Annotated in this window: 29 protein-coding genes; 26 read left to right on the top strand and 3 right to left on the bottom strand. The window is 41.0% G+C overall.

All coding sequences use genetic code 11. The features are described 5' to 3' along the window. Positions 1-28 precede the first annotated feature (28 nt). From CD00_RS0106130 to CD00_RS0106110, 5 genes are all read left to right on the top strand, one after another. A complete protein-coding gene (locus tag CD00_RS0106130; RefSeq protein WP_026655152.1) occupies positions 29-220 on the top strand; it encodes a hypothetical protein in 192 nt (63 codons plus the stop codon). Positions 221-445: 225 nt separating this feature from the next. Beyond that, positions 446-985 carry a type III toxin-antitoxin system ToxN/AbiQ family toxin gene (locus CD00_RS0106125; RefSeq protein ID WP_026655151.1) on the top strand — a complete coding sequence of 180 codons (540 nt, stop codon included), beginning with the start codon at positions 446-448 and terminating at the stop codon, positions 983-985. Next, entirely contained in the window at positions 969-1,181 is a 213-nt protein-coding gene (locus CD00_RS0106120) for a hypothetical protein (protein ID WP_026655150.1), read from the top strand. Before CD00_RS0106125 ends, CD00_RS0106120 begins: the two co-directional genes overlap by 17 nt. A gap of 10 nt (positions 1,182-1,191) precedes the next feature. Beyond that, positions 1,192-1,725: a metallophosphoesterase gene (locus CD00_RS0106115; RefSeq protein ID WP_026524191.1), complete on the top strand. Its 534-nt coding sequence runs from the start codon at positions 1,192-1,194 to the stop codon at positions 1,723-1,725. Between the two features lie 100 nt (positions 1,726-1,825). Continuing rightward, entirely contained in the window at positions 1,826-2,431 is a 606-nt protein-coding gene (locus tag CD00_RS0106110; protein ID WP_026655148.1) for a DUF6088 family protein, read from the top strand. Positions 2,432-2,570: 139 nt separating this feature from the next. Here the strand turns inward: CD00_RS0106110 and CD00_RS20115 are convergent, their stop codons facing one another. Together CD00_RS20115 and CD00_RS17460 are read right to left on the bottom strand one after the other, a co-directional pair. Further along, positions 2,571-2,735 (bottom strand): hypothetical protein, encoded by a 165-nt coding sequence (locus CD00_RS20115; protein WP_176756632.1) that lies wholly within the window; start codon positions 2,733-2,735, stop codon positions 2,571-2,573. A gap of 25 nt (positions 2,736-2,760) precedes the next feature. Next, entirely contained in the window at positions 2,761-3,978 is a 1,218-nt protein-coding gene (locus CD00_RS17460) for an IS91 family transposase (RefSeq protein ID WP_051594271.1), read from the bottom strand. 105 nt (positions 3,979-4,083) lie between these two features. On the opposite strand from CD00_RS17460, the gene CD00_RS19785 reads away from it, so the two are divergent. The 5 genes from CD00_RS19785 (at position 4,084) to CD00_RS0106080 (ending at position 6,954) form a co-directional block, all read left to right on the top strand. Then, positions 4,084-4,266, top strand: a complete 183-nt coding sequence (locus CD00_RS19785; RefSeq protein WP_081811851.1) for a nucleotidyl transferase AbiEii/AbiGii toxin family protein — start codon at positions 4,084-4,086, stop codon at positions 4,264-4,266. Between the two features lie 151 nt (positions 4,267-4,417). Beyond that, entirely contained in the window at positions 4,418-5,008 is a 591-nt protein-coding gene (locus tag CD00_RS0106090) for a hypothetical protein (RefSeq protein WP_026655147.1), read from the top strand. Positions 5,009-5,397: 389 nt separating this feature from the next. Further along, positions 5,398-5,898, top strand: coding sequence for an LD-carboxypeptidase (locus CD00_RS20380; RefSeq protein ID WP_051594102.1), 501 nt, complete (start codon positions 5,398-5,400; stop codon positions 5,896-5,898). A 100-nt stretch (positions 5,899-5,998) separates the two neighbouring features. Beyond that, positions 5,999-6,361 carry a hypothetical protein gene (locus tag CD00_RS20375; protein WP_207640455.1) on the top strand — a complete coding sequence of 121 codons (363 nt, stop codon included), beginning with the start codon at positions 5,999-6,001 and terminating at the stop codon, positions 6,359-6,361. Between the two features lie 110 nt (positions 6,362-6,471). Continuing rightward, positions 6,472-6,954 carry a hypothetical protein gene (locus CD00_RS0106080; protein ID WP_026655146.1) on the top strand — a complete coding sequence of 161 codons (483 nt, stop codon included), beginning with the start codon at positions 6,472-6,474 and terminating at the stop codon, positions 6,952-6,954. 75 nt (positions 6,955-7,029) lie between these two features. Here the strand turns inward: CD00_RS0106080 and CD00_RS0106075 are convergent, their stop codons facing one another. Then, positions 7,030-7,395: a metal-dependent transcriptional regulator gene (locus CD00_RS0106075; protein ID WP_026512717.1), complete on the bottom strand. Its 366-nt coding sequence runs from the start codon at positions 7,393-7,395 to the stop codon at positions 7,030-7,032. Between the two features lie 391 nt (positions 7,396-7,786). On the opposite strand from CD00_RS0106075, the gene CD00_RS0106070 reads away from it, so the two are divergent. The 16 genes from CD00_RS0106070 to CD00_RS0106000 all read left to right on the top strand — a co-directional run bounded on the left by CD00_RS0106070 (position 7,787) and on the right by CD00_RS0106000 (position 26,759). Beyond that, positions 7,787-7,999, top strand: coding sequence for a FeoA family protein (locus CD00_RS0106070; protein WP_026655145.1), 213 nt, complete (start codon positions 7,787-7,789; stop codon positions 7,997-7,999). A gap of 47 nt (positions 8,000-8,046) precedes the next feature. Then, entirely contained in the window at positions 8,047-10,023 is a 1,977-nt protein-coding gene (feoB, locus tag CD00_RS0106065; RefSeq protein WP_026655144.1) for a ferrous iron transporter B, read from the top strand. A gap of 60 nt (positions 10,024-10,083) precedes the next feature. After that, positions 10,084-10,233: a FeoB-associated Cys-rich membrane protein gene (locus tag CD00_RS20110; RefSeq protein WP_155833747.1), complete on the top strand. Its 150-nt coding sequence runs from the start codon at positions 10,084-10,086 to the stop codon at positions 10,231-10,233. Between the two features lie 151 nt (positions 10,234-10,384). Then, positions 10,385-11,428 carry a substrate-binding domain-containing protein gene (locus CD00_RS0106055; protein ID WP_026655143.1) on the top strand — a complete coding sequence of 348 codons (1,044 nt, stop codon included), beginning with the start codon at positions 10,385-10,387 and terminating at the stop codon, positions 11,426-11,428. Beyond that, on the top strand, positions 11,421-12,902 hold the full coding sequence (locus tag CD00_RS17450; RefSeq protein ID WP_034462002.1) for a sensor histidine kinase: 1,482 nt from the start codon (positions 11,421-11,423) through the stop codon (positions 12,900-12,902). Before CD00_RS0106055 ends, CD00_RS17450 begins: the two co-directional genes overlap by 8 nt. Before the next feature lie 21 nt (positions 12,903-12,923). Further along, positions 12,924-13,757, top strand: coding sequence for a response regulator (locus CD00_RS20605; RefSeq protein ID WP_242838924.1), 834 nt, complete (start codon positions 12,924-12,926; stop codon positions 13,755-13,757). Between the two features lie 67 nt (positions 13,758-13,824). Then, on the top strand, positions 13,825-14,520 hold the full coding sequence (locus CD00_RS20600) for a helix-turn-helix domain-containing protein (RefSeq protein WP_242838923.1): 696 nt from the start codon (positions 13,825-13,827) through the stop codon (positions 14,518-14,520). A gap of 5 nt (positions 14,521-14,525) precedes the next feature. Further along, positions 14,526-15,593 (top strand): sugar ABC transporter substrate-binding protein, encoded by a 1,068-nt coding sequence (locus CD00_RS0106040; protein WP_026655142.1) that lies wholly within the window; start codon positions 14,526-14,528, stop codon positions 15,591-15,593. Positions 15,594-15,809: 216 nt separating this feature from the next. Continuing rightward, positions 15,810-16,958, top strand: a complete 1,149-nt coding sequence (gene chvE / locus CD00_RS0106035) for a multiple monosaccharide ABC transporter substrate-binding protein (protein ID WP_026655140.1) — start codon at positions 15,810-15,812, stop codon at positions 16,956-16,958. 97 nt (positions 16,959-17,055) lie between these two features. Then, positions 17,056-18,603, top strand: a complete 1,548-nt coding sequence (gene mmsA / locus CD00_RS0106030) for a multiple monosaccharide ABC transporter ATP-binding protein (RefSeq protein ID WP_026655139.1) — start codon at positions 17,056-17,058, stop codon at positions 18,601-18,603. Next, complete coding sequence (gene mmsB, locus CD00_RS0106025) at positions 18,603-19,793, top strand: multiple monosaccharide ABC transporter permease (protein ID WP_026655138.1); 1,191 nt, start codon at positions 18,603-18,605, stop codon at positions 19,791-19,793. Before mmsA ends, mmsB begins: the two co-directional genes overlap by 1 nt. Before the next feature lie 131 nt (positions 19,794-19,924). Then, positions 19,925-22,159: a DUF3160 domain-containing protein gene (locus CD00_RS17440; protein WP_051594100.1), complete on the top strand. Its 2,235-nt coding sequence runs from the start codon at positions 19,925-19,927 to the stop codon at positions 22,157-22,159. Beyond that, on the top strand, positions 22,156-23,607 hold the full coding sequence (locus tag CD00_RS19185) for a CapA family protein (RefSeq protein WP_051594099.1): 1,452 nt from the start codon (positions 22,156-22,158) through the stop codon (positions 23,605-23,607). Before CD00_RS17440 ends, CD00_RS19185 begins: the two co-directional genes overlap by 4 nt. 86 nt (positions 23,608-23,693) lie before the next feature. Beyond that, entirely contained in the window at positions 23,694-25,370 is a 1,677-nt protein-coding gene (locus CD00_RS0106010; RefSeq protein WP_026655137.1) for a M3 family oligoendopeptidase, read from the top strand. Continuing rightward, complete coding sequence (locus CD00_RS0106005; protein ID WP_026655136.1) at positions 25,370-25,942, top strand: GNAT family N-acetyltransferase; 573 nt, start codon at positions 25,370-25,372, stop codon at positions 25,940-25,942. Before CD00_RS0106010 ends, CD00_RS0106005 begins: the two co-directional genes overlap by 1 nt. Then, the gene (locus tag CD00_RS0106000) at positions 25,935-26,759 is read left to right on the top strand and encodes a TrmH family RNA methyltransferase (protein ID WP_026655135.1); all 825 of its coding nucleotides are present in this window, start codon (positions 25,935-25,937) and stop codon (positions 26,757-26,759) included. The genes CD00_RS0106005 and CD00_RS0106000 overlap by 8 nt, the downstream gene beginning before the upstream one ends. Positions 26,760-26,767: the final 8 nt, after the last annotated feature.

The raw sequence follows: 26,767 nt of genomic DNA, 5'->3' as shown, positions 1-26,767 counted from the left end.
CTGTGGCCCATAGAGCTGGGAGGAACTGATGCGAAAAATAGAGCTTTTTAAGACTAGAGTAGTATTGTGCTGTCATGTACCAGGAATTGATTTTTATATATCACAAACAGAAGTAATAAAGCTTCTTAATCTAAATATGTATAGAGATGTGATTTTGATTGAGGGTGACATACCTTTTGATAGCATAAAATATGTTACTGATAGTGAATTTGATAACTAAAGAAGCTGCTTAATATTTTTATTATAATTTTAAAACATGGTCTTAATAGAGTATATGTGCATTTAATTGACTTTTGAGATGCTGATGCTATAATACAATTAATCGGGAGAGCTCCTGCCATATAAGTGGAGAAGTTTAAACTCGGGTGAGTCCCTACCATATAAGTGGGAAAGCTTAAACTCTAAGAGGACTGTTGTTGCAGTCCTCTTATTTTTGTGAGGTAATATGGACAATTTTAAGATTTATAGTGTGACGGATGAGTATATAGATTATTTGAGAATAATAGAACCAAACGTATATTCAAATAAAGTGGAGAATAGGATTCATACAAGAAAATATATAGGAACAGTTCTAGAGATGAATGGTTATAAGTATTTTGTGCCAATGTCATCGCCAAAGGATACTGATTATCAGATGGCTGGTGGAAATAGGGGAATAAGGAAGAGCATTGTTCCGATAATCCGTATGATTGAAAAGAATAATGGTGTCAGGGAATTAAAGGGGACTTTAAGGATTAGTCATATGATTCCTGTTCCTGAGAGTGAACTAATTTTGTATGACCTTGAAAATGAAGAAGATAAGGATTATAAGGCACTAGTTCAGGCTGAAGCAATATTTATACGTAAGAATGCTTCAAAAATTACTAATAATGCAAGACTTTTGTATAAACAAAAAGCTGCTAATGAAGAAGTTGGCTACGTTAAAACTGCTTTGGATTTTAAAAAGCTGGAAGAGATATGTAAAGATTATGAAAAGAATTTATGAGAGGAATGTTGATGCTTTCAGAAAAGAAATGTATACGCAGGTTGTAGGGCATACTCCTGTTGATAAGATATATGAGGAAAATGGATTCATCTCGACAGATGTGTTTTCTACTTATCGGGACGGAAGGCAAATTGGCGAATCTGCGATGGTAGTGATTGATTCGGTATCGAGGGAGTTTGAGAAGATAGAAGTGTAAAGGGGCGCCAATGATATATTTTACAAGTGATTTACATCTGGGGCATAAAGGCATCATAACCATGCAGAACAGACCTTTTGAATCTGTAGAAGATATGAACCGGATACTACTTACAAACTACAATGCAGTTGTCGGTAAGGATGATACTGTCTATATTCTAGGAGATATTTGCCACCATATGAGTGTCGATCAAGCCAACAGTGTTATAGCTAGAATGAAGGGCAAGAAATATCTTATAAATGGGAATCATGATAAAAAATATGATCCAGCATTATTTGAAGACATAAAAGATTTCATGACGGTTTCACTTAATGGAAGATATTTCGCACTTATGCATTATCCTATGCTGTCATGGCCCAAGAAAAACAGCGGAAGTATTCAGCTACATGGGCACATACATGCGAGAATGGATTATAACGAGCAGAACAGGAACGAAGGTGTGCTCAGGTATGATGTCGGAGTGGATGCAAATAACTTTTATCCTGTGTCGGTGAAACAGATTATTGAGTTCTTTGGCAGTTGTTCGGAAATTCCGAATAACTGAATTGAAGTATGTTTTTTCTATTATTGTCACGTTTTTTATGTAATAAACGTGATAATTCGTCAGATAAACTATATAATTTATCTGACGAAAGGAATGTAAGATGAGAGAAAAATATCAGATTGAAATAGAAAAAAGAATAGAGAATTCCGGCTCTGGCTACGCTTTTTCGGCTATAGATTTTATTGATATTGCTGGAACAGATCCTACCAACAAGGCATTATCGAGGCTTGGTGAATCTGGAACAATCAGGCGGGTCATAAAGGGAATATATGACAAGCCGTCTTACAGTAAGTTATTAGGAGAGTATAGTGCTCCTAATATTGAGAAAGTAGCAGAAGCTATTGCCAGAAAATATAACTGGACTATTGCTCCTTCAGGAGAGACGGCTTTAAATTATCTGCATTTATCTACACAGGTACCTAATACCTGGAGTTATATAAGTGATGGCCCATATCGTAAATATGAAATCGGTTCGTATCAGGTTGAGTTTAAGCATTGTGCCAATAAGGAAATATCTGGTAAAAGTTTCATTACGATAGCTGTCATTCAGGCAATTAAGTATATAGGTAAAGATAAAATACAGCAGGAAGATATAGAAAGATTATCAAATGTGCTGTCGAAGGCGGATAAGGAAACTATACTTTGTGAGGCAATAACAACGACAGCGTGGATATATAAAGTAATAAAGGAGATATGTATTAGGTGAGAAATGTAGCATTACTCAGTAAAGAGGACAGGGAGGTCCTTTTTTCTCGATTAATAGGAAATTTCGCCTTGACGGCGAAATCTTGAATTAAAAGGCCCGGCAAGACCGGGCCACGCAAAGTAGAGGTAAGTTGGTATAATTACCAATCTACCTCATCAAAAAATTCATCATCTTCATGCATAAAGTAATCCATGTCGAGAAGGTCTTCATCATCCATCTCGCGGATTTCGTTCGCCGACATGCCTTCCGGCGGATTTTGGATGTATTTCTCTCTAAGCTTTGCAATTAGTTCTTTATCGACCATAACTGTTCCTCCTTGCATGATTTTATCATGTGCAGAAACATGGGGAAACACTGTTTGGTTTTGAAGATGGAGCTCTGCTTTTGGGACGGCATTTTCCCTTTGCCTCTTTGTATAAGTCTTCAAGAGAAATATGTTTATGATTAAAGTACAAATCAAGGAATTTCATGGTACTACTGCACTTTGAACATTTGATTGGATCATAGCCAAATGCTGAAAGAATACTTGAGCGCCATTGTAAGAAAGATTTGAAGAATGGCTGTTTGGTGGGGGGAATAAGACGGTAGAGCTTTTTATCTGATTCTCGATGTCGACCATACACGCCGTAGTAGCGTATCATCTTAAAGTCTTTTTCAGGTATGTGCTGGATAAGGCGTTTGATGAAGTCTATTGCAGGAAGTGTTTCGGTGACAAGGACTTCGTCCTCATGCCTGTTGTAGTGGAAAGTAATAGTATCATGCGCTTTATCATAGGAATCAATTCTTGATAGGCCGATTGCAGGGCGCCCAAGGTATCGACCTATATATTTAGCCACTTTGTTCTTGTCAGCGAGAGTGGGTTTTGCATATATATAGAATCCATCTTTTTGATTTTTGTATGAGAGAGCTTTTTCTTTTTTGAACAATGCTTTTTTCGCGGAGTCAGTAATAAGAGCTTCCATAAGATTAAGAAGAGCGGTTTGAAAAGCATGGCGCATGTATTGAAAACTGAAGTAATTGACTTTACGCCAAAATCCGGTGTCACCTACACCACCTTCAGATATAAGGCAGTGGATATGAGGATTCCATTCCAATGGACGTCCAAATGTGTGAAGAACCAGAATGTAACCGGGAGTGAAGTTCTGACTTTTGTTGGTTTTGTAGAACATCCGACGAATAACGCTGCTGGCGGCGTCAAAAAGACAGTTGAGAAGATTACGGTCTTCGAGAAAGTAATGGCGTAATTCTTTTGATATAGTAAAAACGCAGTGTCGGTGCTGGCAGTTTATGAGTTTGAAAGACATGGCCAGAGCACGTTTTTGCGAATACATGGAACCACAGGTAGGACAGAATCTTGAATGACAACGAAAGGGAATGAACTTGAGATTACCACAATCGTGGCAGCCATACATGGCGCCACCATAGGCAGGATCGCCACAATTGAGCATCTTATCGATGTTTTCCATTTCCGTTTTGCGGGGATGGAGAGTATATTGAATTTCTTCATAATGATCTCGGAACAGATCTTGCAGTATGTTTCGTTTCATAAAAATCATTATGAATGAATTGAGGCAAAAAACAACCCCAACCCCTCATGAGTGAGGGGCAGGGGAGTTGAAGTGCCATAGGCACTTTTTTATACAGCAGAGAAAATGAAAATGCATCCTTCTATTGTTGAAAAGGATTTTTGGGTGTGTTTTATGCTGGATCATTTATTTCATGATTGCATTTATAAGGATGCATTTGTATTTAAGGGAGGGACAAGCCTTTCAAAGTCCTACCATGTTATAGAGCGATTTTCCGAAGATATCGATCTGATATTGGAAAAGCAGTAGTTGAGCGCCTAAAAAATAAGGATAGAAAACCTAAACTCTAATATTTCTAAATATATTTGCCGATAATAAAGATAGCAATGGTATGCGTGTCTTTTCAACGGAATGAAATCCAATGAAATGATGCGCATTTTTCTTGAAAGGGAGCAATCTTATGAATGTTGCATTTAATCCGGGGATTAACTATGGAACAATGTATCGTCCTAACATTAACAAACCTATAAGAAAAATGGAAGCGCCTACCAGTCTTCCACAAACCAGCTATTATAAGGATCCTATCCCAAGTGTATTCCACAGTAAGGAAGATTGTGGCGTAGGAGAGACATATCTTAACTGCGCTCTTTCTGGAAGCGAGGGTGATCCTAATAATTTGCCCTGCAATTTTTATAAGCCGGCTGATTATAATGAAGAAGATCCAGTATATATAGCAAGGCTCTATCCATGGGATGGTTCGGAATCTATAGTAAAAGAGATTCATCTTAAGGACGTGGATTTAACACATGCCGATAAGATTGAGACTTTTGCTTATGGGATATATCTAAAAGACAAAGGCGAGATAGCAAATCTTAATGATATTTTAACCGCTTACGATCATGCACATGATAATGCTTCCGATGGTGCTAAATCTAACCTTGATAAAGTGGATGTTATAAGTGCTATACGAGATTTTATGGAAGCAGGCCTTAATCAAGGTTATTATAATCAGTATGTAGACTTTTTAGCACTGTTAAATGCTATCGAATGAAACAACCATTAACTTTTATAGGTAATAAAATCCCTACGCACTGCATAAACTCTTAATGCAAACGCAGACTGGTTCTGGCTTTAGCACATACTGAGGGTTAGAATACATCTGAATGTACAAAGGAAGATGTAGCATATACAGTAAATATCAGAAAAATGTATTTACCTAGTATTTTTAACACCCATAATTTCTATGTTTCTCAACGGGGGATACAGTATTAGTCCGTATATGTACATGCAAACATAGATGATTACGCATGTTGAGACGGCGGTCCTATCAATTTTTAAAAGTGAATACAGTTTAACGATAGTTTTTGGGATAATGAAAGACTCCCGGGAGAATTTACGGCAATTGCAAAAAAAGAATATCTAAAGTAGCGGAGGCAAAAGATGATAAAACCAACTAGATTAATCCCCGGTGATAAGGTTGCGATAGTGAGCTTATCATGGGGAGGATTGGGCGATAAAGAGCTGATACATAAATATTATATTGCCAAAGAGCGTCTGGAGAAGATATTTGGTCTGGAAGTGGTTACTATGCCACATGCGCTCAAAGGAAGTGAGTTTGTATATAATAACCCTGAGCTAAGGGCAAAAGATTTGATGGATGCTTTTAAAGATCCCACAATCAAGGGCATTATCAGTGCAATCGGCGGTGATGATTCGGTGCGAATCTTGCCTTATATCGATTATGATGTTATTCATAACAATCCTAAGATTTTTATGGGATATTCAGATACAACAGTTACTCATTTTATTATGAACAAAGCAGGTGTCGTATCGTATTACGGTCCTTGTATTATGAAAGAGTTTGCAGAATATGGTCGGATTTTTGATTATACCGAGCGGGCTGTAAAAAAACATTCTTTTCTCCGAGACAAAAGGATATGAAGTTCCGTCTTGCGATTATTGGTCTAATGACCATATAGAGTGGGCTGAAGAGAATATCAATGCCTGGTACAAGACTATTCCTGAAACGCATCATTATGAGATGTTATCCGGAACGGGTAAGGTCTCGGGGCAGTTACTCGGAGGCTGCCTGGATGTATTCCCTATGATTGTCGGAACTGATATTTGGCCAAAAGTTGATGAGTGGAAGGGAAAAATATTGCTTCTTGAAACCAGCGAGGAAAAGCCAAATCCGGATTATGTGACATATTATTTGCGGAACCTTGGCGCGCAGGGAATATTGAATGCAGTCAACGGAATAATCGTCGGAAAACCTCAAGATGAAGAATTCTATGAAGAATATAAGGCGGTTTATTTGTCTGTTTTAAAAGAATTCAATTGTGAGAATTTACCGATCATATACAACGTTAATATCGTACATGCTGTTTGCTCAAGAAATCTGTAGTTTACGCAGTCGTTGTAAACTACAGAATTTTTTTGTGTAAAATAAATCTTGTACCAAATGTTGAATATATTGAAAAAACGGTTATACATTACATTTTGAGGGAGGCTTAAATGTTGGAAGAAGAGTGTACGAGTAAGACCGGCAAAGCAATAATGGTGATAGCAATTTTTGGTGTGGCAATATGTTATTTATTATTTTCGGTTGCTGTAAGGAGGGTATGGGATTCGCAGTACAGGAATGGGATATATCATCAACCTTCTTGCGGAGACATTGATGAATCAGGGCTGACACTGCTTGGAGAAATTGATGGATGCGACGTATACAAATACAACATGGATAATCTGTCATATGTAACGTATATGGGAGACCGCAAGCCAATGGAGCAGATCCTTGAAGATTTTAAGGAAAACAAGAAGGAAGATATTTTTCCGATTGACGGAGAAACAGAGGTGGAGATAATTGACGGACATCCTGTTCGCGTCAACAGATATGAAGCTTTGGTTACCCTTGATCTTGGCGGAGCGCTGATCTTTACGCATTATTCGCAAGATATAAAAAAAGCTTACAGAGAACTTGATAAGAAGTATGATTGATCTGAAAATATAAACAAAAATACCGCCGAATCTCTTTAAAATAAAAAATGAGATTCGGCGGTTTATTTTCTTTAATCAGTGTTTTGCCATATGGGTCTTTATTGCTTCGAAGGATTCGTCGCTGATGTAGTGCTCGATACGGCACGCATCTTCTGCGGCAATCTTTTCATCTACTCCCAGATCGACAAAAAGCTTTGTAAGGACTGTGTGTCTTTCGTAGATACGCTTTGCAAGTATAGTTCCTGCTTCAGTAAGCTTTACAAAACCATACTCGTCAATTTTGACAAGTCCTTCGTCTTTTAACAGGTGCATGGCACGGCTGACAGATGGTCTTGAATAGCCTAATTCCTCACCTATATCGACTGATCTAACGTTTGTGTGGCTTTTTGAAAGCACATAAATTGTTTCGAGATACATCTCGCCTGATTCCTGTAACGCCATCGCTTTTTCACCTACTTTCTCTGCTTTTAAGAATACTACAAGAGATGCATAAACACAACCAAATGACAGAAAGAAAAAATCAATAATTTGATTTAAGGGTTGACATATGTGTTAGCGAGTGCTAACATTAACATCGTTAGATAACCTAACACGTGACATACATAGTCATAAGAAATCTCCTACCTGAAAAGCCGCATCTTGCCAGTGCGGCTTTTTTCTTTGCTTGAGGACTTTGGGAAGGCCATTTATACGTATGAAAAAAGGATAAAATAACATAAAAATTCAGTGCCCCTATTGACAATAATTCTTAATAAGAATATTCTATGTTAGGAAAGTTAGCAATGACTAATTATGATTAACTATTACTAACCTGTTTTTTTAGGAGGCATATATGACACTTAACAATGCAGAGCTTGGCAAAGAGTATATGATCAATGCTGTTAATACAGATGGAGATGATGAGATGGAGAGTTTTTTATTCTCGCTTGGATGCTACAGCGGAGAGAAGATCACTGTTGTGAACAAGAAGCGCAACCTGGTGGTCGCTATAAAGGATGCCAGATACAACATCGATCCTGAGTTAGCTGACGCTATCAATATCTGATACTTTTGGTAGCGGTTACCGATCATATATTTTTTGGAGGAACTGTAATGAGAATCGCACTGGCGGGCAACCCCAACAGCGGAAAAACGACTATGTTTAACGCTTTGACAGGAAGAAACGAGAAAATCGGCAACTGGGCAGGGGTTACTGTTGATAAAAAAGAGAGTGTTATAAAGAAAAACTACTATGATGGTGACAAGGAGCTGATCGCTGTAGATCTTCCCGGCGCTTACTCAATGTCACCATTTACTTCGGAAGAGAGCGTTACAAGTGATTATGTAAAAAATGAGCATCCCGATGCGATCATCAATATTGTTGATTCGACCAATCTGAGCAGAAGTCTTTTCTTTACAACACAGCTCTTGGAACTTGGGATTCCTGTTGTTGTCGCACTTAACAAGAATGATGCCAACGATAAAAAAGGAAACGAAATAGACGAGAGGCTTTTATCGGAAAAGCTCGGTTGTCCTGTGATCAAGACAATAGCAACTTCAGATACAGGCCTTAAGGAAGTTATAAAAACTGCAATGTCATTTGAAGGTAAAGCGCAGGAGATGCCTTACAATCAGGGAGACGTTGACCTTAATGATAAGGCAGCAGTTGAAGCGGCCGACAGAAAGCGTTTTGAATTTGTAAATAATATAGTAGATCAAGTCGAGAGTCGCAGAGATAACCCGAAAGAGCACAATATCACCGATTCGATAGATAATGTCATTACTCATCCGGTAATCGGTATTCTGCTTTTTGCAGTGATCATGTGGTTTGTATTCTATATATCACAGACAACTTTGGGAACATGGCTTGCGGACATTCTTGCCGGATGGATTGATGTTTTCAAGGGATTTGTCGGAGAGGCGATGGCAGATGCAAATCCGCTTCTTTACGCACTTATTGTGGATGGAATAATCGGAGGTGTAGGCGCGGTTGTAGGATTCCTTCCGCTTGTAATGGTAATGTATTTTCTTATCGCACTCCTTGAAGACTGCGGATATATGGCAAGAGCAACGGTTGTTCTTGATCCGATTTTCAAAAAAGTAGGTCTTTCGGGAAAATCCGTTATTCCTATGATAATCGGTACAGGGTGCGGTATTCCCGCTGTTATGGCGTGCCGTACCATCAGAAATGAGAGAGAAAGACGTGCCACGGCCATGCTTGCAACATTCATGCCGTGTGGTGCCAAGCTTCCGGTTATAGCACTTTTTGCAGGAGCTTTTTTCCCCGAATCAAAGTGGGTCAGCTTTATCTGCTATGTCGGAGGCATTGTACTGATACTTTTCGGGGCGCTTATCATCAGGGCAATCACTACTTCGAAGCATAGAAAGAGCTTTTTTATCATAGAGCTTCCCGATTATAAGGTTCCGAGCCTTGTGTTTGCGGTCAAGTCAATGCTTGAGAGAGGTAAGTCATACATCATAAAAGCGGGAACAGTCATACTTGTCTGCAACACTGCGGTTCAGATCATGCAGACCTTCAACTTCAGATTGCAACCCGTGGAAGAGGGTATGGAAAATACCTCAATCCTTGCAGGAGTGGCAGGGCCTTTTGCATACATACTGGTTCCTGTTGTCGGAATCGTAAGCTGGCAGCTTGCGGCAGCGGCTATTTCAGGTTTTATAGCAAAAGAAAATGTTGTAGGAACCATAGCTACTGTATTTGCGGTTTCAAATCTCATTGATACGGAAGAACTTGAGCTTATAGGAGAAGGAAACGCGGTTGCGGCAGTAATGGGAATAACAAGGGTTGCAGCTCTTGCATTTCTTATGTTTAACCTTTATACACCGCCTTGCTTTGCGGCCCTTGGAGCGATGAATTCCGAGATGAAGTCAAAGAAGTGGTTTTGGGGAGCAATTGCTTTTCAGCTTGCGACGGGATTTACGGTAGGATTCCTTGTTTATCAGATAGGGACGCTTATCACGACCGGGAAGCCAGGAGAAGGATTTGCTTACGGACTTATTGCAACCTTAGTATTTGCAGGTATTATAATATATCTGATAAAGAAGAATAAAAAAAGAAATGCCGGTTGAATTCAGAGTAGGATAAGAAGTATCGGCTTTTGCAAATATAGTTTTTTGGAGATATGTATTATGGTAAATATAATTGCTTTTTTGGCACTGGTATTGATATTGGGTTTGGCAATCGGTTACATTTATAAAGAAAAGAAAAAAGGCACACATTGCATAGGGTGTCCTTCTGCGGGAAATTGCAGCAAAGCCCGTAACTGCAATCGTAAATGAATATATAAAAGTGCGGTATCTTACATAGCCATAAACAGAAATTGTGTTGAAACATGGGGAGTGTAAACGGTATAATCATTAAGTGATGAATACTGTGAACACTCCCCGTAGTAATAATAAGCGTAAACTTAATAAAAGAGAGAGAGTTATCATGATAGCGACAGTGACTTTCGTTATTGTTACGCTTTTTCTTATCGCTGTAAGTTTCAGCATCAGTCTCAAGGGATTTAAACGAAAAGATGAAGCGCATGAGTACGACAAGTACTATGTCATGATAACCGATAATTATAAGTCGGATTTCTGGAAATCTGTTTACCGTGGTGCTTTCGCGGCTGCAAAAGAGGACAATATATATGTCGATCTTTTGGGAGAGAATTTTTCAACCAAGTATAAGACGGAAGAACTTATGAAGATTGCGACGGCATCTAAGGTTGACGGGATAATTCTTTATGCAAATGAGTCGGATGAGATGACGCAGCTCATTGATGCGGCAGCTGCTGAAGGAATTCCGGTTGTTACTCTTTACGGAGACAATACCCGTTCAAAGAGGCTTAGCTACGTTGGTATCGGAGGATATGCAATAGGTCGTGAGTATGCTAAGCAGATCAATAATATTATCCGTGAAAAGAAAATTGATAATACGGAAGAATCTGAAAAAAACGAGCAGGATAAAACTATGCAGGTTACTGTGCTCGTTAATTCGGATGCAGGTAATTCCGGTGAAAATATTCAGAATATAATAATCGCGGCAATGCAGGAAGGAATCGCGCAGGAAGAGGCGGACGGCATTGATGTTTCCATTTCTATCAAGACTGTTGATAATACAAATGATTTTTCTGCGGAAGAATCGATCAGAGACATTTTCCATACGGAGCAAGTGCCGGATGTCATTGTATGCCTTAATGAGCTAAATACCACGTGCGCTTATCAGGCAGTAGTAGATTTTAACGAAGTAGGTAAAGTAAATATCCTGGGATGTTATGCTTCCGAATCGATAATCAATGCCATAGACATAGGTGTTGTTTATGCGACTATTGCCATAGATACGAATCAGCTGGGTGAGCAGTGCATAAAAGCTCTTTCCGATTATTATGAATCAGGTAATACCAGTGAGTATTATGCCGCAGACGTGAGCCTGATCAATAAGAGCAACGTTGCGGAATATATGAAGAAGGAGGAAGAGCAGAATGAATAGATTCCTTGACCGTCCCCTTCAATATAAAATTGTAAGTATCTGTGTTTTTTCAAATGTGATTATTTTTGTCGTAAATATCTTTTTGCTTCTTGGAATCAATAGTATGTCGACGGAAATGGAGATGGTGTATCAGGATAACAGGCACCTTAACAGGCTTTCGGATGCATTAAACGATGTTCAGGATTCCATGACGGAATATCTTAGGTCGAAGACGTCGGATTCGCTTAAGACATATTTTAGCTCGGCAGGTGTTTTTTCCGATCTTACGAAGGAACTTGACGACAGAGTTACAGATCTTTCTTTCGGACGAATGGAAAGAAATATTAAAAATATGTCGCAGAATTATTTAAATGAAGTTTCGCTGACGATAGAAGCAAAGCGTGGAAGAAACGTTGAGAAATACCGCGCGTATTATGAGAGTACGACAGATCTTTATAATTATATAAGTGAGTATATTACGAGTCTTAACCTGGAACTTTTTGTAAGTAATTCGGCGCATTATTCGGAACTTACCGAAATGTTCAGGACGTATGAGTTTGTCAGTTTCATTGTTATCACCATCGTTATGGGCGGAAACATCATCATCATAACGAACCTTGTCAGCACGATCATTCAGCCGCTTAAAAAACTTGCGGATTCTGCCAATGAAGTCGCTGAGGGAAATTTTGATGCGGAGCTTTTGCAGACCACATATAACGACGAGATTGGCATAGTGAGCAACGCATTTAACAAAATGGTCATAAGTATCAAGCAATATATCGAGCGACTTCGTATGAGTATAGAAAAAGAGCGCTATATGCAGGAGAGGGAACTTATGATGGAATCGCATCTTAAGGATGCAAGGCTTAAATATCTGCAGGCGCAGATCAATCCGCATTTTCTTTTTAATACGTTGAATGCGGGCGCGCAGCTGGCAATGATGGAGGGCGCGGATAAGACATATGAGTATGTTCAGACAGTAGCCGACTTTTTCAGGTATAATGTAAAGGGAAAGAAAACTGAGGTTACGATCGGAGAGGAAGTTACGCTGGTCGATAACTACATTAGGATCCTCAACGTTAGGTTCTCCGGTGATATCGGTTATGAGAAGCAGGTTGATAAAAGACTTCTCAGCGCTTCGATGCCCAACATGGTATTGCAGCCTATAGTTGAAAATGCTGTAAATCACGGCATTAGGGAAATGGGCGATAAGGGTAAGATTACTCTTAAGGTCTACAGAGAGGATGACAACATCTGCATCAGTATCGGCGATAACGGAAAGGGAATCAGCCGTGAGAACATTGATAAGATACTGAGCGGAAATTGGGAAAGAAAAAAAGATCAGAATGACAATAACGGAATTGGTATGGATAATGTAATTTCAAGACTGAGGCTCTTTACGGAGAATGACAAAGCCGTTGAAATAAAGAGCGAAGGTGAGAACAAGGGGTGCGAAGTAATAATACGTTTGCCGTTTGATGAAAAGGAAGAGTAGTATTATATCGAGGGGAAAAATATGTACAGGATAATGATCGCGGATGATGAGGGTATAGTCATCGATTCCATGAAGTTTATAATTGAAAAAGAATTCGGTAACGAATGCGAAGTGCAGTTTGCCAAGACAGGAAGAAGTGTTATAGAGCTTGCCGAGCGTTTCAGACCGGATATTGCGGTGATGGATATCCATATGCCGGGAATAAACGGAATAGAAGCAATCAAGGAAATTAAGCAGTTCTCGGCGAATACAATTTTTATCGTAATGTCTGCATATGACAAATTTGATTATGCAAAAGAGGCGATAAAACTTGGAGTGCTTGAATATATCAACAAGCCCATGGACAAGCTGAAAGTTGTAAATGTCCTCAAAAAGGCAATGGAGCTCATTGACGGAGAACGTGAAAAGCGAAGCAATGAGCTTATGATAAAAGAAAAGCTTGAAACCATTGAGCCTATAATTGAGAACGGACTTATATACGATATACTTCTTCAGGAGCATTTTGAGGAAGATATAGACAGTTACAAGACGATACTTGGAATAGAGCAGGATTACGGCTACATGATGGCTATTGTCTGCGGTGATTCGCAGGAAGGAAACCACATGACGAACGCAATCGGAAGTTCCGTCAAGGTTTCAGGGCGCTATCAGGAAATCCGTGAAGGGGTAAAAGACTTTTTTAACTGCAAGATCGGTAACGTAATGGCCAACAAGATCGCTGTGCTGATACCGCTTGATTCTTCAAAGATAGAGTACAACGACAGAACGGAGCTTATCGATAAGGCAAGACAACTCACAAGAATTCTTAAGAAAAAAAACCGATATAAGTTTCAGAATAGGAATCGGAGGCGTTAAGCCGCTCAGAGAGCTCGGAGAATCATACAGAGAGGCACTTAATGCGCTTATTGCGACAACCGGTTCTGTGGCGCATGTAGATGACCTTGCGCTTGGCGATGACCATGAAGAAGATTATCCGGTAGAGCTTGAGAAGCCAATGTTTGATGCGGTTTCCAACGGAGATCTCAATGCGACCATGGTAACGGCGGGAAAGTACGCCGACTGGATGTACAATAGATCAAAGAACGGCGACCTCATGTCCATGAGAATAAAGGTTCTTGAGATGACTCTTTATGCGGAGAGACTTGCATTTAACAGCAGCGGAAAGAAATATATGTACTCAGGCCGTGACGACTATCTGCCTGAACTTATGGGACTTGGCACCGCAGACGGGCTCAGAGAGTGGTTTATGGGGAAGATTACGTCTGCCTGCAGAAACGTTATAGCCAAGAAAGAAGAGAAGTCCAACGATGTCATAAAGACAGCAAGAAAGTATATAGATGATAATTTTGCAAAAGACATATCGCTTGATGACGTATCCAGAAGGGTTAACATCTCGCCGTATTATTTCAGTAAGATATTCAAGGATGAGCTTGGACTTAACTTTATTGAATACCTGACGAGTGTGCGAATAGAAAAGGCAAAAGAGCTTCTTACACAGTCTGATATGTCCATGAAGGAAATCTGCGGAGCGTGCGGATACACGGATCCGAATTATTTTAGCAGGAGTTTCAAGAAGAATGTAGGCGTTACGCCAACCGAATACAAAGAAGGACGGTGACGCATATGAGAAGGTATATGGGGAAAATGCTCGCCGGCGCGCTTGCAGCTCTTTTGCTGATGCTGAGTGTTACGGGGTGTGCTAAAGAGAGCGGCGAAGGCGAGAAAAAGAAAAGTTCCGATTCCGATAAGATTCAGATTGGAATGAGCTTTGATTCTTTCGTAATAGAAAGATGGCAAAGGGACAGGGATGTTTTTGTTTCCATGGCAAAAGATCTTGGCGCCGAAGTTAACGTACAGAACGCGAACGGCGATATTGAAGAACAGAAAAAGCAGATTGACTACTTTATTAAGAACGGAATGGATGCAATAGTTATCGTCTGCATAGATTCAAGTTCGCTTGGCGATTCTGTGAAAAAAGCCAAAGATGCAGGCATAGTTGTTATTGCCTATGACAGGCTTATCTCCGATGCGGGAGTCGATCTCTACATATCTTTTGACAATGAAAAAGTAGGGGCGATGATGGCGCAGACCATGGTAGATAACGGACTTGCGGACGGCAAGGTGATAATGATATGCGGATCTCCTTCGGACAGCAATGTTTCTTTTGTCGAAAAAGGATTCAGATCTGTAATGACCCGGTATAGAAATGAGATTGTTGATACAGTCTATGCGGATGGCTGGCGCGCCGAGAAGGCAAGTGAGTATATATATAAGAACACAGGGCTTGTCAGGGAAAGCGATGCAATAATGTGCGGAAATGATGATATCGCAAGTAATGTGGTAAGGGCTCTTTCAGAGAGAAGACTTGCCGGTGAGCTTATGGTAGCGGGGCAGGATGCCGATCTTGAAGCCTGCCAGAGAATAGTTGAGGGAACTCAGCTTATGACCGTTTACAAGCCAATCGAGAAACTTGCGCAGGCAGCAGCTGTTTGCGCAGTCAAACTTGTTAAGGGAGAAGAAATAACGGAATATGATATCTCAAAGATAAGCGATGGTTCCAAAATGGTACCTTATCTTAAGATAGAACCTACAAGTGTGACCAGGAATAACATTGATGAAGTGATAATAAAAAGCGGATTCCACCTAAAAGAGGATGTTTACTTGAATGTACCGGATGAGATGCCAAATTAGTCAGTAAACATGCGGGTTTGGAACAGTAGCACAAAATTGACACGACCGATTATGCAGTGCAAAATAATGCTAGCATAATCGGTTAATTTTTTGTAACGATAGTAAAAATTTACAGAACATCGTAATTTATTCCTATTAATTTTGTGGTAAATTTTAGAATATAAACAACGCAGAAATATTTCTGCAGGAATCCAAAATAAAAGGGAGGATACATTTATGAAGAAGAAAATCATTAGTGCAGTTCTTTCAGCAGCTATGGTTGCAGCCATGCTTGTAGGTTGCGGATCATCAACACCCGCAGCACCCGAAGGTGGCGCAGAGGCACCTGCTGATGCAACAGCAGCAGAGGGTGGCGAGGCACCTGCAGCAGAGACTCCTGCCGGCGAAGGCGGAAGAGTTGGTGTTTCAATGCCTACTAAGGATCTTCAGAGATGGAACCAGGACGGTGCAAACATGGAGAAACAGCTCCAGGAAGCTGGATACGAAGTTGACCTTCAGTACGCTTCAGATGACGTTCCTACACAGGTTTCTCAGATCGAGAATATGATCAGTTCAGGAGCTAAGGTTCTTGTTATCGCCGCTATCGAAGGTGATTCACTTGGAACAGTTCTTGACCAGGCTAAGCAGGCAGGCGTATCTGTTATCGCTTATGACCGTTTGATCATGAACTCAGACGCAGTTAACTACTATGCTACATTCGATAACTACATGGTAGGAACAAAGCAGGGTGAGTACATCAGAGATCAGCTTGATCTTGAGAACGCAAAGGGACCTTTCAACATCGAGATCTTCACAGGTGACCCCGGTGATAACAACGCTAAGTTCTTCTATCAGGGTGCTTACGATGTAATCGAGCCTTACATCAAGGAAGGCAAGCTTGTTGTTAAGTCAGGACAGGTTGAGTTCGATAAGGTTGCTACACAGGGTTGGAAGACAGAGAATGCTCAGTCAAGAATGGATGCTATCATCGCAGCTAACTATGCAGATGGAACAAAGCTTGATGCAGTTCTTTGCTCAAATGACTCAACAGCACTTGGTGTTACAAACTCACTTGAGGCTAACTACACAGGTGATTGGCCGATCATCACAGGTCAGGATTGCGATAAGCCCAACGTTAAGAACATGATCGCTGGTAAGCAGTCAATGTCTATCTTCAAGGATACACGTGAACTTGCTGCACAGACAGTTAAGATGGTTGACGCTATCATGAAGGGCGGCGAGGCTCCTATCAACAACGAGAAGGATTATAACAACGGAACAGGTGTTATCCCTTCATACCTCTGCGAGCCTGTATTCGCTGACGCTAAGAACTATAAGACACTTCTTATCGATTCAGGATACTACACAGAGGACGATCTTAAATAATTTAAATTAGTAACAAAGCTGAGGCGGGCTTTTGTCCCGCCTCTTTAATAGAAAAAATAACAGAATTAGAAAAAAAGAGATAGAAGGAGGGGTAAACTTGGCGAAGATATTATTGGAAATGAAAAATATCACCAAAACATTCCCCGGTGTGAAAGCCTTGGACAATGTAAATCTTCAGGTTGAAGAGGGCGAGATTCATGCGCTGGTAGGTGAAAACGGCGCCGGTAAATCCACACTGATGAATGTACTCAGTGGCGTGTATCCTTACGGAAGCTATGAAGGTGATATCATTTATGACTCCGAGGTTTGCAATTTTAACGCTATAAAGGATAGTGAACAAAAAGGTATTGTAATTATACATCAGGAACTTGCGCTTATTCCGTATATGACAATTGCTGAGAATATGTTCCTTGGTAATGAAAGAGGATCAAAGTACAAGATTAATTGGACAGAGACGGGTGTACTTGCTCGTAAGTATTTGGATACAGTGGGACTTAAAGATAGTACCCAGACATTGATTAAGGATATTGGTGTTGGTAAGCAGCAGCTTGTTGAGATTGCGAAGGCACTTTCAAAGAATGCAAGACTTCTTATTCTCGATGAGCCGACTTCATCACTTAACGAGAGTGATTCAAAGGCGCTTCTTGATTTGTTACTTAAACTGAAGAAAGAACAGAATCTTACTTCAATTATCATTTCACATAAACTTAATGAGGTATCTTATGTTGCTGATAAGATCACGGTTATCCGTGACGGATCAACAATTGAGACACTTACAAAGGGTGTGGATGATTTCTCGGAAGCACGTATCATCAACGGCATGGTAGGCCGTGAATTATCAGATCGTTTCCCCAAGAGAGTACCTAAGATTGGGGATGTAATGATGGAAGTCAAAGATTGGAATGTTTATCATCCTTTATATAGTGATAGAAAAGTTGTCAATAATGTTAGCATGAACGTCAGAAAGGGAGAAGTTGTAGGTATCTCCGGACTTATGGGTGCCGGCAGAACAGAGCTTGCAATGAGTATCTTTGGAAGAAGTTACGGCGAAAACATTACAGGAACACTTAAGATAAATGGTAAAGAAGTTAAACTTAAGACGGTTCAGGATGCGATCAAGCATAAGCTTGCGTATGTAACTGAGGACCGTAAGGGTAACGGACTTATCTTAACCAATCCTATTAAGATTAACACTACACTTGCAAACCTTGATGCAGTTAGTAAGAATACAGTAATCGACAAAGATAAAGAGTATGAAGTAGCAGTTGATTACAAACAGAAGCTTAAGACAAAATGTCCTTCTGTTGAGCAAAATGTTGGTAACCTTAGTGGTGGTAACCAGCAGAAGGTTCTTCTTGCAAAATGGATGTTCGCTGATCCGGACATACTTATTTTGGATGAACCTACTAGAGGTATTGACGTAGGAGCTAAATACGAGATTTATTGCATTATCAACCAGCTTGTAGATGCAGGAAAATCAGTTATCATGATCTCTTCCGAACTTCCGGAAGTATTGGGAATGTGTGACAGAGTCTACGTAATGAATGAAGGTAGGATGGTTGGTGAACTTGATGGCAAAGAAGCCACTCAGGAAAAAATTATGACTTATATTTTACAGTCATCCGGAAATAAGGAGGTCAAATAATGAATAACGATTCGGTACTCGGATTCATAAAGAAAAATACAATGATACTCGTTCTTATAGCAGTAGTTGCTTTCTTCTCTTTCCAGACAAAGGGAGCAATACTTCTTCCTATGAACGTAAGTAACTTAATTTCACAGAACGCTTATGTGTTCGTTCTTGCAACCGGTATGCTTCTCTGTATCTTAACAGGTGGTAACATCGATCTTTCGGTTGGATCGGTTGTATGTTTCGTTGGTGCAGTTGGTGCAACTCTTATGGTTAATAAGAACGTTCCCATCTGGCTTTCAGTTGTTATCATGTTCGTTGTAGGAATCATGATCGGTGCTTTCCAGGGATTTTGGATCGCGTTTGTTAGAATTCCTCCTTTCATCGTAACACTTGCAGGAATGCTTGCATTCAGAGGACTTTCAAACGTAGTACTTAACGGTCTTACAATTTCAATCAAGGATAAGTCTTCATTCGTTAACCTTTTCGGTGGCGGTGCTGATTGCTATATCCATGATTTCTTCGGAAACGGATCACTTAACCTTACATGTCTCTTTGGTGGACTTGTAGCTGCTACAATCTTCGTTGTTGTACAGGGCTTATCTCGCATCAAGAAAAAGTCAAAGGGTTATGAGATTGAGCCCATCTGGAAATTCCTTGTAAAGACAGTTGGTATTGTTGCAGTTGTTATGGCATTCTGCTACAAGCTTGCTCAGTACAAAGGTATTCCTACAGTTCTTGTTTGGGTTCTCGTAGTTGTACTTATCTATGGCTACATCACAAATAACACAACTGTTGGACGTTACTTCTACGCAGTAGGTGGTAACGAGAAGGCTACAAAGCTTTCAGGTATCAACACAAACAAAGTTTACTTCATCGCTTACGCAAACATGGGATTCCTTGCAGCACTTGCAGGAATGATCACAATCGCTCGTCTTACATCAGCTCAGCCTACATATGGTCAGAACTATGAGATGGATGCTATCGGATCATGTTTCATCGGTGGAGCTTCAGCTTACGGTGGAACAGGTACTGTTCCCGGAGTTATTGTAGGTGCTGTACTTATGGGTGTTATCAACCTTGGTATGTCACTTATGGGTGTAGATGCTAACATGCAGAAGGTAGTAAAAGGTGGCGTTCTTCTTGCAGCCGTTATCTTCGACGTAGTATCAAAGCGTGGTGGAAAGCTTATCGTAAAGAACTGATAGAACTAAGTTTCTTTGATATTGACACAAAAAGCCGTTGGTCGCTTCGACCGGCGGCTTTTTTGCGTGTGGGAGGTTCGAGGGGTATAATTAGTGCTAGAGGATAATATTAATTTTTTTTAGGAGAAATTATGAAGAAGAGAATTGTGGTATGTGTTTTGGTACTTTCGATGGTGATGTCGGGATGCTCTTTTGGCAAAAATGGAGGTAATGTGGCTTCGGATGCAGGTAGTGTCGCTTCTGGCAGTGTTGCGGCGGAGAGTACCGATGAAGGGAAAAATGCGGCGGATGGTGCTGTGAGCGGGAAGGTTTATCTTCTTGGTAATTCTGAAGAGAAGTATTATGATGAGAATCTTGTTCCGGCAATTCCGGATTACAGCATAAAAGAAGACTTTTCCAATGTTGTATATAATGCGCATCAGGAAGGTCGCTTTAGCCTTGAAAATCAAAGCGAGTACAACGATGTGCAGGGCAGAAGGAATGCTCTTATTAAGAATGGCTTTGTAGTTGAGGGGACGGGATCTGATGAGTTTTTTGATGAATATGAGAACAACAGATACGATCTAAGGCCCAATTTCGTGACCGTTGATTCTCTTATGCATACGTATCATCTCTATTTTTCCTATCTAATGAAGCAGACAGAGAAGAACCATATTACAGGAGAACTCAAAAAGCTTGGTAATCAGATGCTTGAAAGTTCCAAGAAGCAGTATGATGCACTTAAAGGTACTGAGTTCGAAGCTGCGGCGCTTAGGAATGTAGAGTTTTTCTATATTGGAAGTAAGCTCCTTGATGACAGCGTTGCCGCTCCTGTAAATGACAGCTCTTTTGACCAAGTCGTAAACGGCGAACTTTCCAAGATAGCAAAAGCTGAATCTATCGCTACATGCGGAATCACAAATAAAGAAGAGGATTATTCCCAGTATAAGCCCAGAGGCTACTATGAGGGCGATGCCGAACTTGAGAAATACTTCAGGGCAATGATGTGGTACGGAAGGATTGCTTTTGCATTTGATAACGAGGATCTTGTGCGCTCGGGACTACTTCAGAGTCTTGCGATAGCGGAAAATGCAGAGTCTTGGGAGCGTATTTACAGTATAACAAGCTTTTTTGCAGGAACATCGGATGATCCGGGATATTACGAATTCTCAAATATAGCAAAAAATTGCTACGGAGAGAATGTTGATGCAAGCGCGGTCGCAGGTAATGCGGATGCGTTCGGTAAATTTGTGAGTGCGATAAAGGAACTTAAACTTCCCGAGATAAACTCGATTCCCGTAAATGAAAAAGAGGAGAACGTGATTCCTTCTTACAGATTTATGGGGCAGAGATTTACGGTTGATGCTGCGATCATGCAAAGGCTCGTATATAGGGCTGTTGAAGAAAACGGCGCGGGACAAAAGCGTATGCTTCCCGATACGCTCGATGCGGCTGCGGCACTTGGTTCCGAGAAAGCCATGGAAATACTGACTTCGCAGGGAGCTACGGAGTTTAAGAATTATTCGGAGAATATGGCGCGCGCAAAAGAGCACTTTAATAACAATGAGCCTTCAATATGGAATGTCAGTCTGTATTCCGGCTGGCTCAATACTTTGAGGCCTCTTTTTGAGAAGAAGGGAACGGGATATCCCAAGTACATGCAGAATGATGAGTGGGTAAAAAAGAACCTTGAGACATTCGCGGGTTCTTTTGCTGAGCTCAAACATGATACGATTCTTTATGCAAAGCAGATAGGTGCCGAGATGGGCGGCGGAGATGAGGATACGCCTGATGACAGAGGGTTTGTGGACACGCAGCCTGTTGTGTTTAGCAGATTCAAGTTCCTTTCAGAGAAGACCAAGGAAGGGCTCGACAGATACGGAGTTCTTGATGCAAAAGAAAAAGAGAACCTCGATAAGCTTTCGGAGCTCGCAGGAACTCTTTTGACAATATCCGAAAAAGAACTTAAGAATGAAAAACTGTCGGATGATGATTATGAGTTTATTCGTTGCTACGGAGGAAACCTTGAGCATTTCTGGAGAGAAGTAAATGCCGAAGTTGAGAATCTTACCGATAGCTATCAGGCTCCTTGCCCTGTGATTGCGGACATTGCGACAGATCCAAACGGAAGCGTTCTTGAAGTCGGAACCGGCAAAGCAAATACGATCTACGTGGTGTTCCCGATAGACGGAGAGCTTCACATCGGAAGCGGAAGTGTGTACTCGTTCTATCAGTTCGAGCAGCCTTTAAGTAACAGGCTTACGGACAGCCAGTGGAGAGATATGATCAACGGCGGCCATATGGACGATGACTGGAACTGGGTTGAGAATACGGATAAGCCTGTTCAGCCTGAGTGGACAAAGAGCTACAGATTGGAAGATAAATGAAATTGATTGCAGATAAAATCAAGGCTAAAAAAGTTTTCATGAGGCTACTGCTATTCTTAGGAATAGCGGTAGCTGTTTGCGTTATTTTTGTTTTTGCGAGAAATAATTATATTCCGGCGTGGATTGGCTGGAATGATAAAGAGATAGCTGTATATGACGGTGGGGCTTCAATAAAGCTTGGAAAAAAGAAACTTGAAGTCATCAATTCAGGCGGAGAGACAACCTTTGTCAGCAAAAAAGATTTCAAGGTTCAGGACGTTCTCGTAACCGATATAGACAGAGACGGCGACAATGAGATGATAGTTCTTTTGTGGAAGCATGGAAAATATGGCATGCACAAGCCGTTCTGGGTTGAGAAGGATGAAAAGAACTATTCCCAGCACGTGTTTATCTATGATGTCGATAGGGATGGCAAAGTCACCGAGAAATGGTGCGCGTCGGACATGGGTTCGGTTGCCGGCCGAATCAAGCTGATGGAGAAAAATAACTCGATCTTCATGATGGAAGACAAAGATAATAACTGCACCCTATGGATGTGGGAAGGTTGGGGAGTTAAGACCATCGACAACAAAGTCAGAGTTGTTGCATTTGGCGATAACCTGATCCATGAGCCAATCTATGAATATGCAAGAAACAAGGAAAAGGGAGAATTTGACTTTTTGTATGAACCTTTTCTTGATGAGATACAATCTGCGGACATAGCCGTGCTTAATGCAGAGACAGTACTCGTCGACAAGGACAGTATGGTCGGAGGATATCCGAGTTTCGGTTCGCCTATCAAAGTCGGAGAGGCAATCAGAAGAGCCGGCTTTGACGTTGTGTCCTGCGCCAACAATCACGCCCTCGACAGAGGAATTCAGGGAATAGATACTACTGTGGACTTTTATAAAGACGCCGAGATTACCTGCGTTGGAATACAAAGTAGCGGTGATGCCGAATATAAGCCGTATGAGCTTATCAGCCGTAACGGTATGCGTATAGCACTTTTTTCCTATACCTACGGAACCAATGTCGGGGATATATCCGAGGATTATCCTAACGTGGTGCATTACCTGCCAAGGAACGAGCAGGAAGAAACGGTACTCGTAGATAAGCTTCGTAGCGCACGCGAGGAGGCAGACTTTATCATAGCCTTCGTGCATTGGGGCGAAGAGTACAACAAAGAAGTGACTTCGGAGCAGAAGCATATTGCAGATCTCTTTGCGCAAGGCTGCGCCGATGTAGTGATCGGCACACATCCCCACGTTGTTCAGAAAACCGAGGCATTGGACAGACCCGATGGTGGCAAAATGCTTGTTTATTACTCCCTCGGAAACTTCCGCGCAGACCAAGCACAGAGTGAAGAAACCAAACGCGGCGCTGAAGCTGTATTCACAATCGCTCACACGTATGACGGCGTTTCGCTCATTGACTATGATACTAAGGAGATTGATGCATACTGGAAGTGAGAATATACCAAAATTCTGTTCATGCTATCTTCGATATTTATGGTAGAATTAATACGATATAGAAATTGAAAGAAGGATTAATATCTATGAAATTTTCTGAAATTCCATACAAACGTTTTGATATGGACGAAGTAAAAAAAGAATATGAGAGCCTTATCGAGAGCAGTAAGAACGCTGCAAGCGGTGAGGAACAGTTTGAGATTCATAAGAAGTACTATGAACTCAGCAGCGATATAGTTTCGACTATAAGAATCGGAAACTTCAGACATGACATCAATACAGCGGATGAATTCTATGCTGCAGAGAAAAAATATATAGATGAGCAACTTCCTGTTATTGAACAGCTTGAGAATGAGTATAAGAAAGTTCTTTTTAATTCTCCGTACAGAGCTTATCTTGAAGAGAAGATCGGCAAAGTTGCATTTAAGAATATCGAACTTTCTATAAAGTCGATAAGCGATGAGATACTGCCTCTTATGCAGGAGGAGAATGCTCTTGTCAGCAGATACGACAATATCATCGCGGCTGCAAAGATTCCTTTTAACGGAGAGATTTATAACATTTCTCTTTTGAGAAAGTTTCTTACAGACAACGACAGAGAAGTCAGGAAGAAAGCTTGGAAGGCTTATTCCGATTACTTCCTTACCGTTACGGATGAGCTTGACGAAATCTATGATAAGCTTGTAAAAAACAGAACGGCGCAGGCAAAGGCACTTGGCTACGAGTCTTTTGTTGAGCTTGGTTATAACAGAATGATCAGAAATTCTTACAGAAGAGAAGAAGTTGAGAATTTCAGAAAGCAGATAAAAGAGTCTTTTGTTCCTCTTGTATCGAAGATACATGAAGAGAGAAGAAAGCAGCTTGGCGTAGATAAGCTTAAATACTACGATCATGAAGTTTATATCAAGGGCGGCAATCCTTGCCCTATCGGAACTCCGGAAGAGATAATGAAAGCCGGACAGGAGATGTACAGAGAGCTTTCGCCTGAGACGGCAGAGTTCATCGACTTTATGATCGAGAACGAGTTTTTTGACGTGCTTGGAAGAAAGAACAAGAAGCAGGGCGGATACATGGAGTATTTGCCAAAGTACAAGGCTCCGATCATATTTGCCAATTTTAACGGCACCAGCGGAGATGTAGATGTTATCACACACGAGTGCGGACATGCTTTTCAGGGCTATGTGACAAGGAATGAAGAAATCCTTGAGAACCTTGATATAACTATGGAGACAGCTGAGATTCATTCAATGGCCATGGAGTATTTTACATACGGATGGATGAAGAAGTTCTTCGGAGATAAGGAAAAAGATTATCTCAAGATGCATATTGCGGATTCAATCTGTTTCGTTCCTTACGGCTGCATGGTTGATGAGTTCCAGCATATCGTATACGACAACCCCGATATGACTCCGAAGCAGAGAAAAGAAGTATGGATGGAGCTTGAAAAGACCTACAGACCCGAGATGGATTATGAAGATGATCCGTTCCTTGGACAGGGCGGATTCTGGCAGAAACAGCTTCACATATTCGGACTTCCTTTCTATTACATCGATTATGTGCTTGCAAGCGTAGTTGCAATGCAGTTTAAGGTATGGATGGACAAGGACTTTGATGATGCGTGGAAGCATTATCTTGAGTTGTGTAAATTATCGGCAAAGGATTTTTATGAAAATGAACTCGCACAGGTTGGACTGATGAGCCCCTTCAAGGACGGAACAATAAGTAAACTTGCAAGCGAAATGGAAAGAGAGGCTCTTAAGTAATGACAGTTGAGAAAGTAAGCGTAGAAGATGCGGCTGAGCTGCTTAAGATTTATGCACCTTACGTTGAAAAGACAGCGATTTCTTTTGAATATGAAGTACCTTCACTTGAGGAGTTTGAGGGAAGGATAAAAAACATTTCTTCAAAATTTCCGTATATCAAAGTAGTTGAGAACGGAGAAATTCTCGGATACGCTTATGCGACAAGCTTTAAGGGCAGACGCGCGTATGACTGGTCGGTAGAGACAACCGTTTATGTCAGAGAGGATGTGAAAAGAAAAGGAGTGGGAAAGCTTCTTTACAGCACACTTGAAAACTCTTTGAAGGATATGGGCGTTTTGAATCTGAACGCCTGCATAGCGTATCTTTCCGGTGATAAAAAAGATGACAATCTTACAAACGACAGCTACCATTTTCACCAAAAGCTGGGATACAATCTTGTCGGAACATTCCATGACTCCGGTTACAAATTCGGAAAGTGGTACGACATGATCTGGATGGAGAAGATGTTGGGAGATCACACAGGAAATCCCGGTGAAGTGAAATTCGGAAATTGGGACATAAAGAATGCATGAAAATATGATGTTTGTTGATACGCTTGAGGTGCCGGAACTTGAAATTTACAACGTTCTGTCGGAGAACAGGCTGTATCACATAAATGAGCCGGATGAAGGTCTTTTTATCGCGGAGAGTGCGATCGTCATAGGACGCGCGCTTGATGCTGGATATGAGCCGTTTTCCCTCCTGGTTGCAGAGGAAGAACTTGATAGGGAAGCAAAAGACATAATAACAAGATTAAATGATTTTCCCCTTTCAAAGATATATGTTGCCAAGGAAGAAGTCCTCAAGCAGATCACGGGATATAACATTACAAGAGGCATTCTTTGCGCGATGAAGAGAAAAAAGTTAAAGAGTGCGCAAGAGATCTGCAAGGATGCGAAGCGCATCGCGGTTCTTGAAAATGTTTCAAATCCAACCAATGTCGGCGCGATAATGAGGAATGCGGCGGCACTTAACATGGATGCGGTTCTTTTTACAAAAGGAAGCAGCGATCCGCTATATAGGAGGGCTATAAGAGTCAGCATGGGAACTGTTTTTCAGATTCCGTGGACATTTCTTTCGCAGGGAAAAGAGCTTGAGGAAATTGCCGGAATGGGATTTAAGACCGTTGCGCTGGCACTTAACGATAATACGCTTGATATCGATGACAAGAGACTTGCTGAGGAAGAAAAACTTGCGATATTTCTTGGCTCTGAAGGCTACGGCCTGAAACCTGAGACTATCAGATCTTCGGACTATTGCGTTAAGATCCCGATGGCACACGGAGTGGATTCTCTTAATGTCGCGGCGTGCAGTGCCGTTACTTTTTGGGAGCTACAAAAGAATAAATAACGGAGGAT

The organism is Butyrivibrio sp. AE3003 (assembly GCF_000686065.1).
GTDB lineage: Bacteria > Bacillota > Clostridia > Lachnospirales > Lachnospiraceae > Butyrivibrio > Butyrivibrio hungatei_A.
Note: the sequence above shows the minus strand (reverse complement) of the source record. Positions and strands in the feature narration are given on the sequence as shown.

Excerpts from the sequence above, each read along its gene's own strand:
- CD00_RS0106120 (WP_026655150.1), top strand. The coding sequence starts at position 969 with ATGAAAAGAATTTATGAGAGGAATGTTGATGCTTTCAGAAAAGAAATG.
- CD00_RS17450 (WP_034462002.1), top strand. The coding sequence starts at position 11,421 with ATGAATAGATTCCTTGACCGTCCCCTTCAATATAAAATTGTAAGTATC.
- CD00_RS0106055 (WP_026655143.1), top strand. The coding sequence starts at position 10,385 with ATGATAGCGACAGTGACTTTCGTTATTGTTACGCTTTTTCTTATCGCT.
- CD00_RS0106080 (WP_026655146.1), top strand. The coding sequence starts at position 6,472 with ATGTTGGAAGAAGAGTGTACGAGTAAGACCGGCAAAGCAATAATGGTG.
- CD00_RS19185 (WP_051594099.1), top strand. The coding sequence starts at position 22,156 with ATGAAATTGATTGCAGATAAAATCAAGGCTAAAAAAGTTTTCATGAGG.
- CD00_RS0106000 (WP_026655135.1), top strand. The coding sequence starts at position 25,935 with ATGCATGAAAATATGATGTTTGTTGATACGCTTGAGGTGCCGGAACTT.
- CD00_RS0106070 (WP_026655145.1), top strand. The coding sequence starts at position 7,787 with ATGACACTTAACAATGCAGAGCTTGGCAAAGAGTATATGATCAATGCT.
- mmsB (WP_026655138.1), top strand. The coding sequence starts at position 18,603 with ATGAATAACGATTCGGTACTCGGATTCATAAAGAAAAATACAATGATA.
- CD00_RS20375 (WP_207640455.1), top strand. The coding sequence starts at position 5,999 with ATGTTATCCGGAACGGGTAAGGTCTCGGGGCAGTTACTCGGAGGCTGC.
- CD00_RS20380 (WP_051594102.1), top strand. The coding sequence starts at position 5,398 with ATGATAAAACCAACTAGATTAATCCCCGGTGATAAGGTTGCGATAGTG.
- CD00_RS0106115 (WP_026524191.1), top strand. The coding sequence starts at position 1,192 with ATGATATATTTTACAAGTGATTTACATCTGGGGCATAAAGGCATCATA.
- feoB (WP_026655144.1), top strand. The coding sequence starts at position 8,047 with ATGAGAATCGCACTGGCGGGCAACCCCAACAGCGGAAAAACGACTATG.
- CD00_RS17460 (WP_051594271.1), bottom strand. The coding sequence starts at position 3,978 with ATGAAACGAAACATACTGCAAGATCTGTTCCGAGATCATTATGAAGAA.
- CD00_RS0106130 (WP_026655152.1), top strand. The coding sequence starts at position 29 with ATGCGAAAAATAGAGCTTTTTAAGACTAGAGTAGTATTGTGCTGTCAT.
- CD00_RS0106075 (WP_026512717.1), bottom strand. The coding sequence starts at position 7,395 with ATGGCGTTACAGGAATCAGGCGAGATGTATCTCGAAACAATTTATGTG.
- CD00_RS20110 (WP_155833747.1), top strand. The coding sequence starts at position 10,084 with ATGGTAAATATAATTGCTTTTTTGGCACTGGTATTGATATTGGGTTTG.
- CD00_RS17440 (WP_051594100.1), top strand. The coding sequence starts at position 19,925 with ATGAAGAAGAGAATTGTGGTATGTGTTTTGGTACTTTCGATGGTGATG.
- CD00_RS0106090 (WP_026655147.1), top strand. The coding sequence starts at position 4,418 with ATGAATGTTGCATTTAATCCGGGGATTAACTATGGAACAATGTATCGT.
- CD00_RS0106125 (WP_026655151.1), top strand. The coding sequence starts at position 446 with ATGGACAATTTTAAGATTTATAGTGTGACGGATGAGTATATAGATTAT.
- CD00_RS0106005 (WP_026655136.1), top strand. The coding sequence starts at position 25,370 with ATGACAGTTGAGAAAGTAAGCGTAGAAGATGCGGCTGAGCTGCTTAAG.
- CD00_RS0106040 (WP_026655142.1), top strand. The coding sequence starts at position 14,526 with ATGAGAAGGTATATGGGGAAAATGCTCGCCGGCGCGCTTGCAGCTCTT.
- CD00_RS0106010 (WP_026655137.1), top strand. The coding sequence starts at position 23,694 with ATGAAATTTTCTGAAATTCCATACAAACGTTTTGATATGGACGAAGTA.
- CD00_RS0106110 (WP_026655148.1), top strand. The coding sequence starts at position 1,826 with ATGAGAGAAAAATATCAGATTGAAATAGAAAAAAGAATAGAGAATTCC.
- CD00_RS20115 (WP_176756632.1), bottom strand. The coding sequence starts at position 2,735 with ATGGTCGATAAAGAACTAATTGCAAAGCTTAGAGAGAAATACATCCAA.
- CD00_RS19785 (WP_081811851.1), top strand. The coding sequence starts at position 4,084 with ATGAAAATGCATCCTTCTATTGTTGAAAAGGATTTTTGGGTGTGTTTT.
- CD00_RS20605 (WP_242838924.1), top strand. The coding sequence starts at position 12,924 with ATGTACAGGATAATGATCGCGGATGATGAGGGTATAGTCATCGATTCC.
- chvE (WP_026655140.1), top strand. The coding sequence starts at position 15,810 with ATGAAGAAGAAAATCATTAGTGCAGTTCTTTCAGCAGCTATGGTTGCA.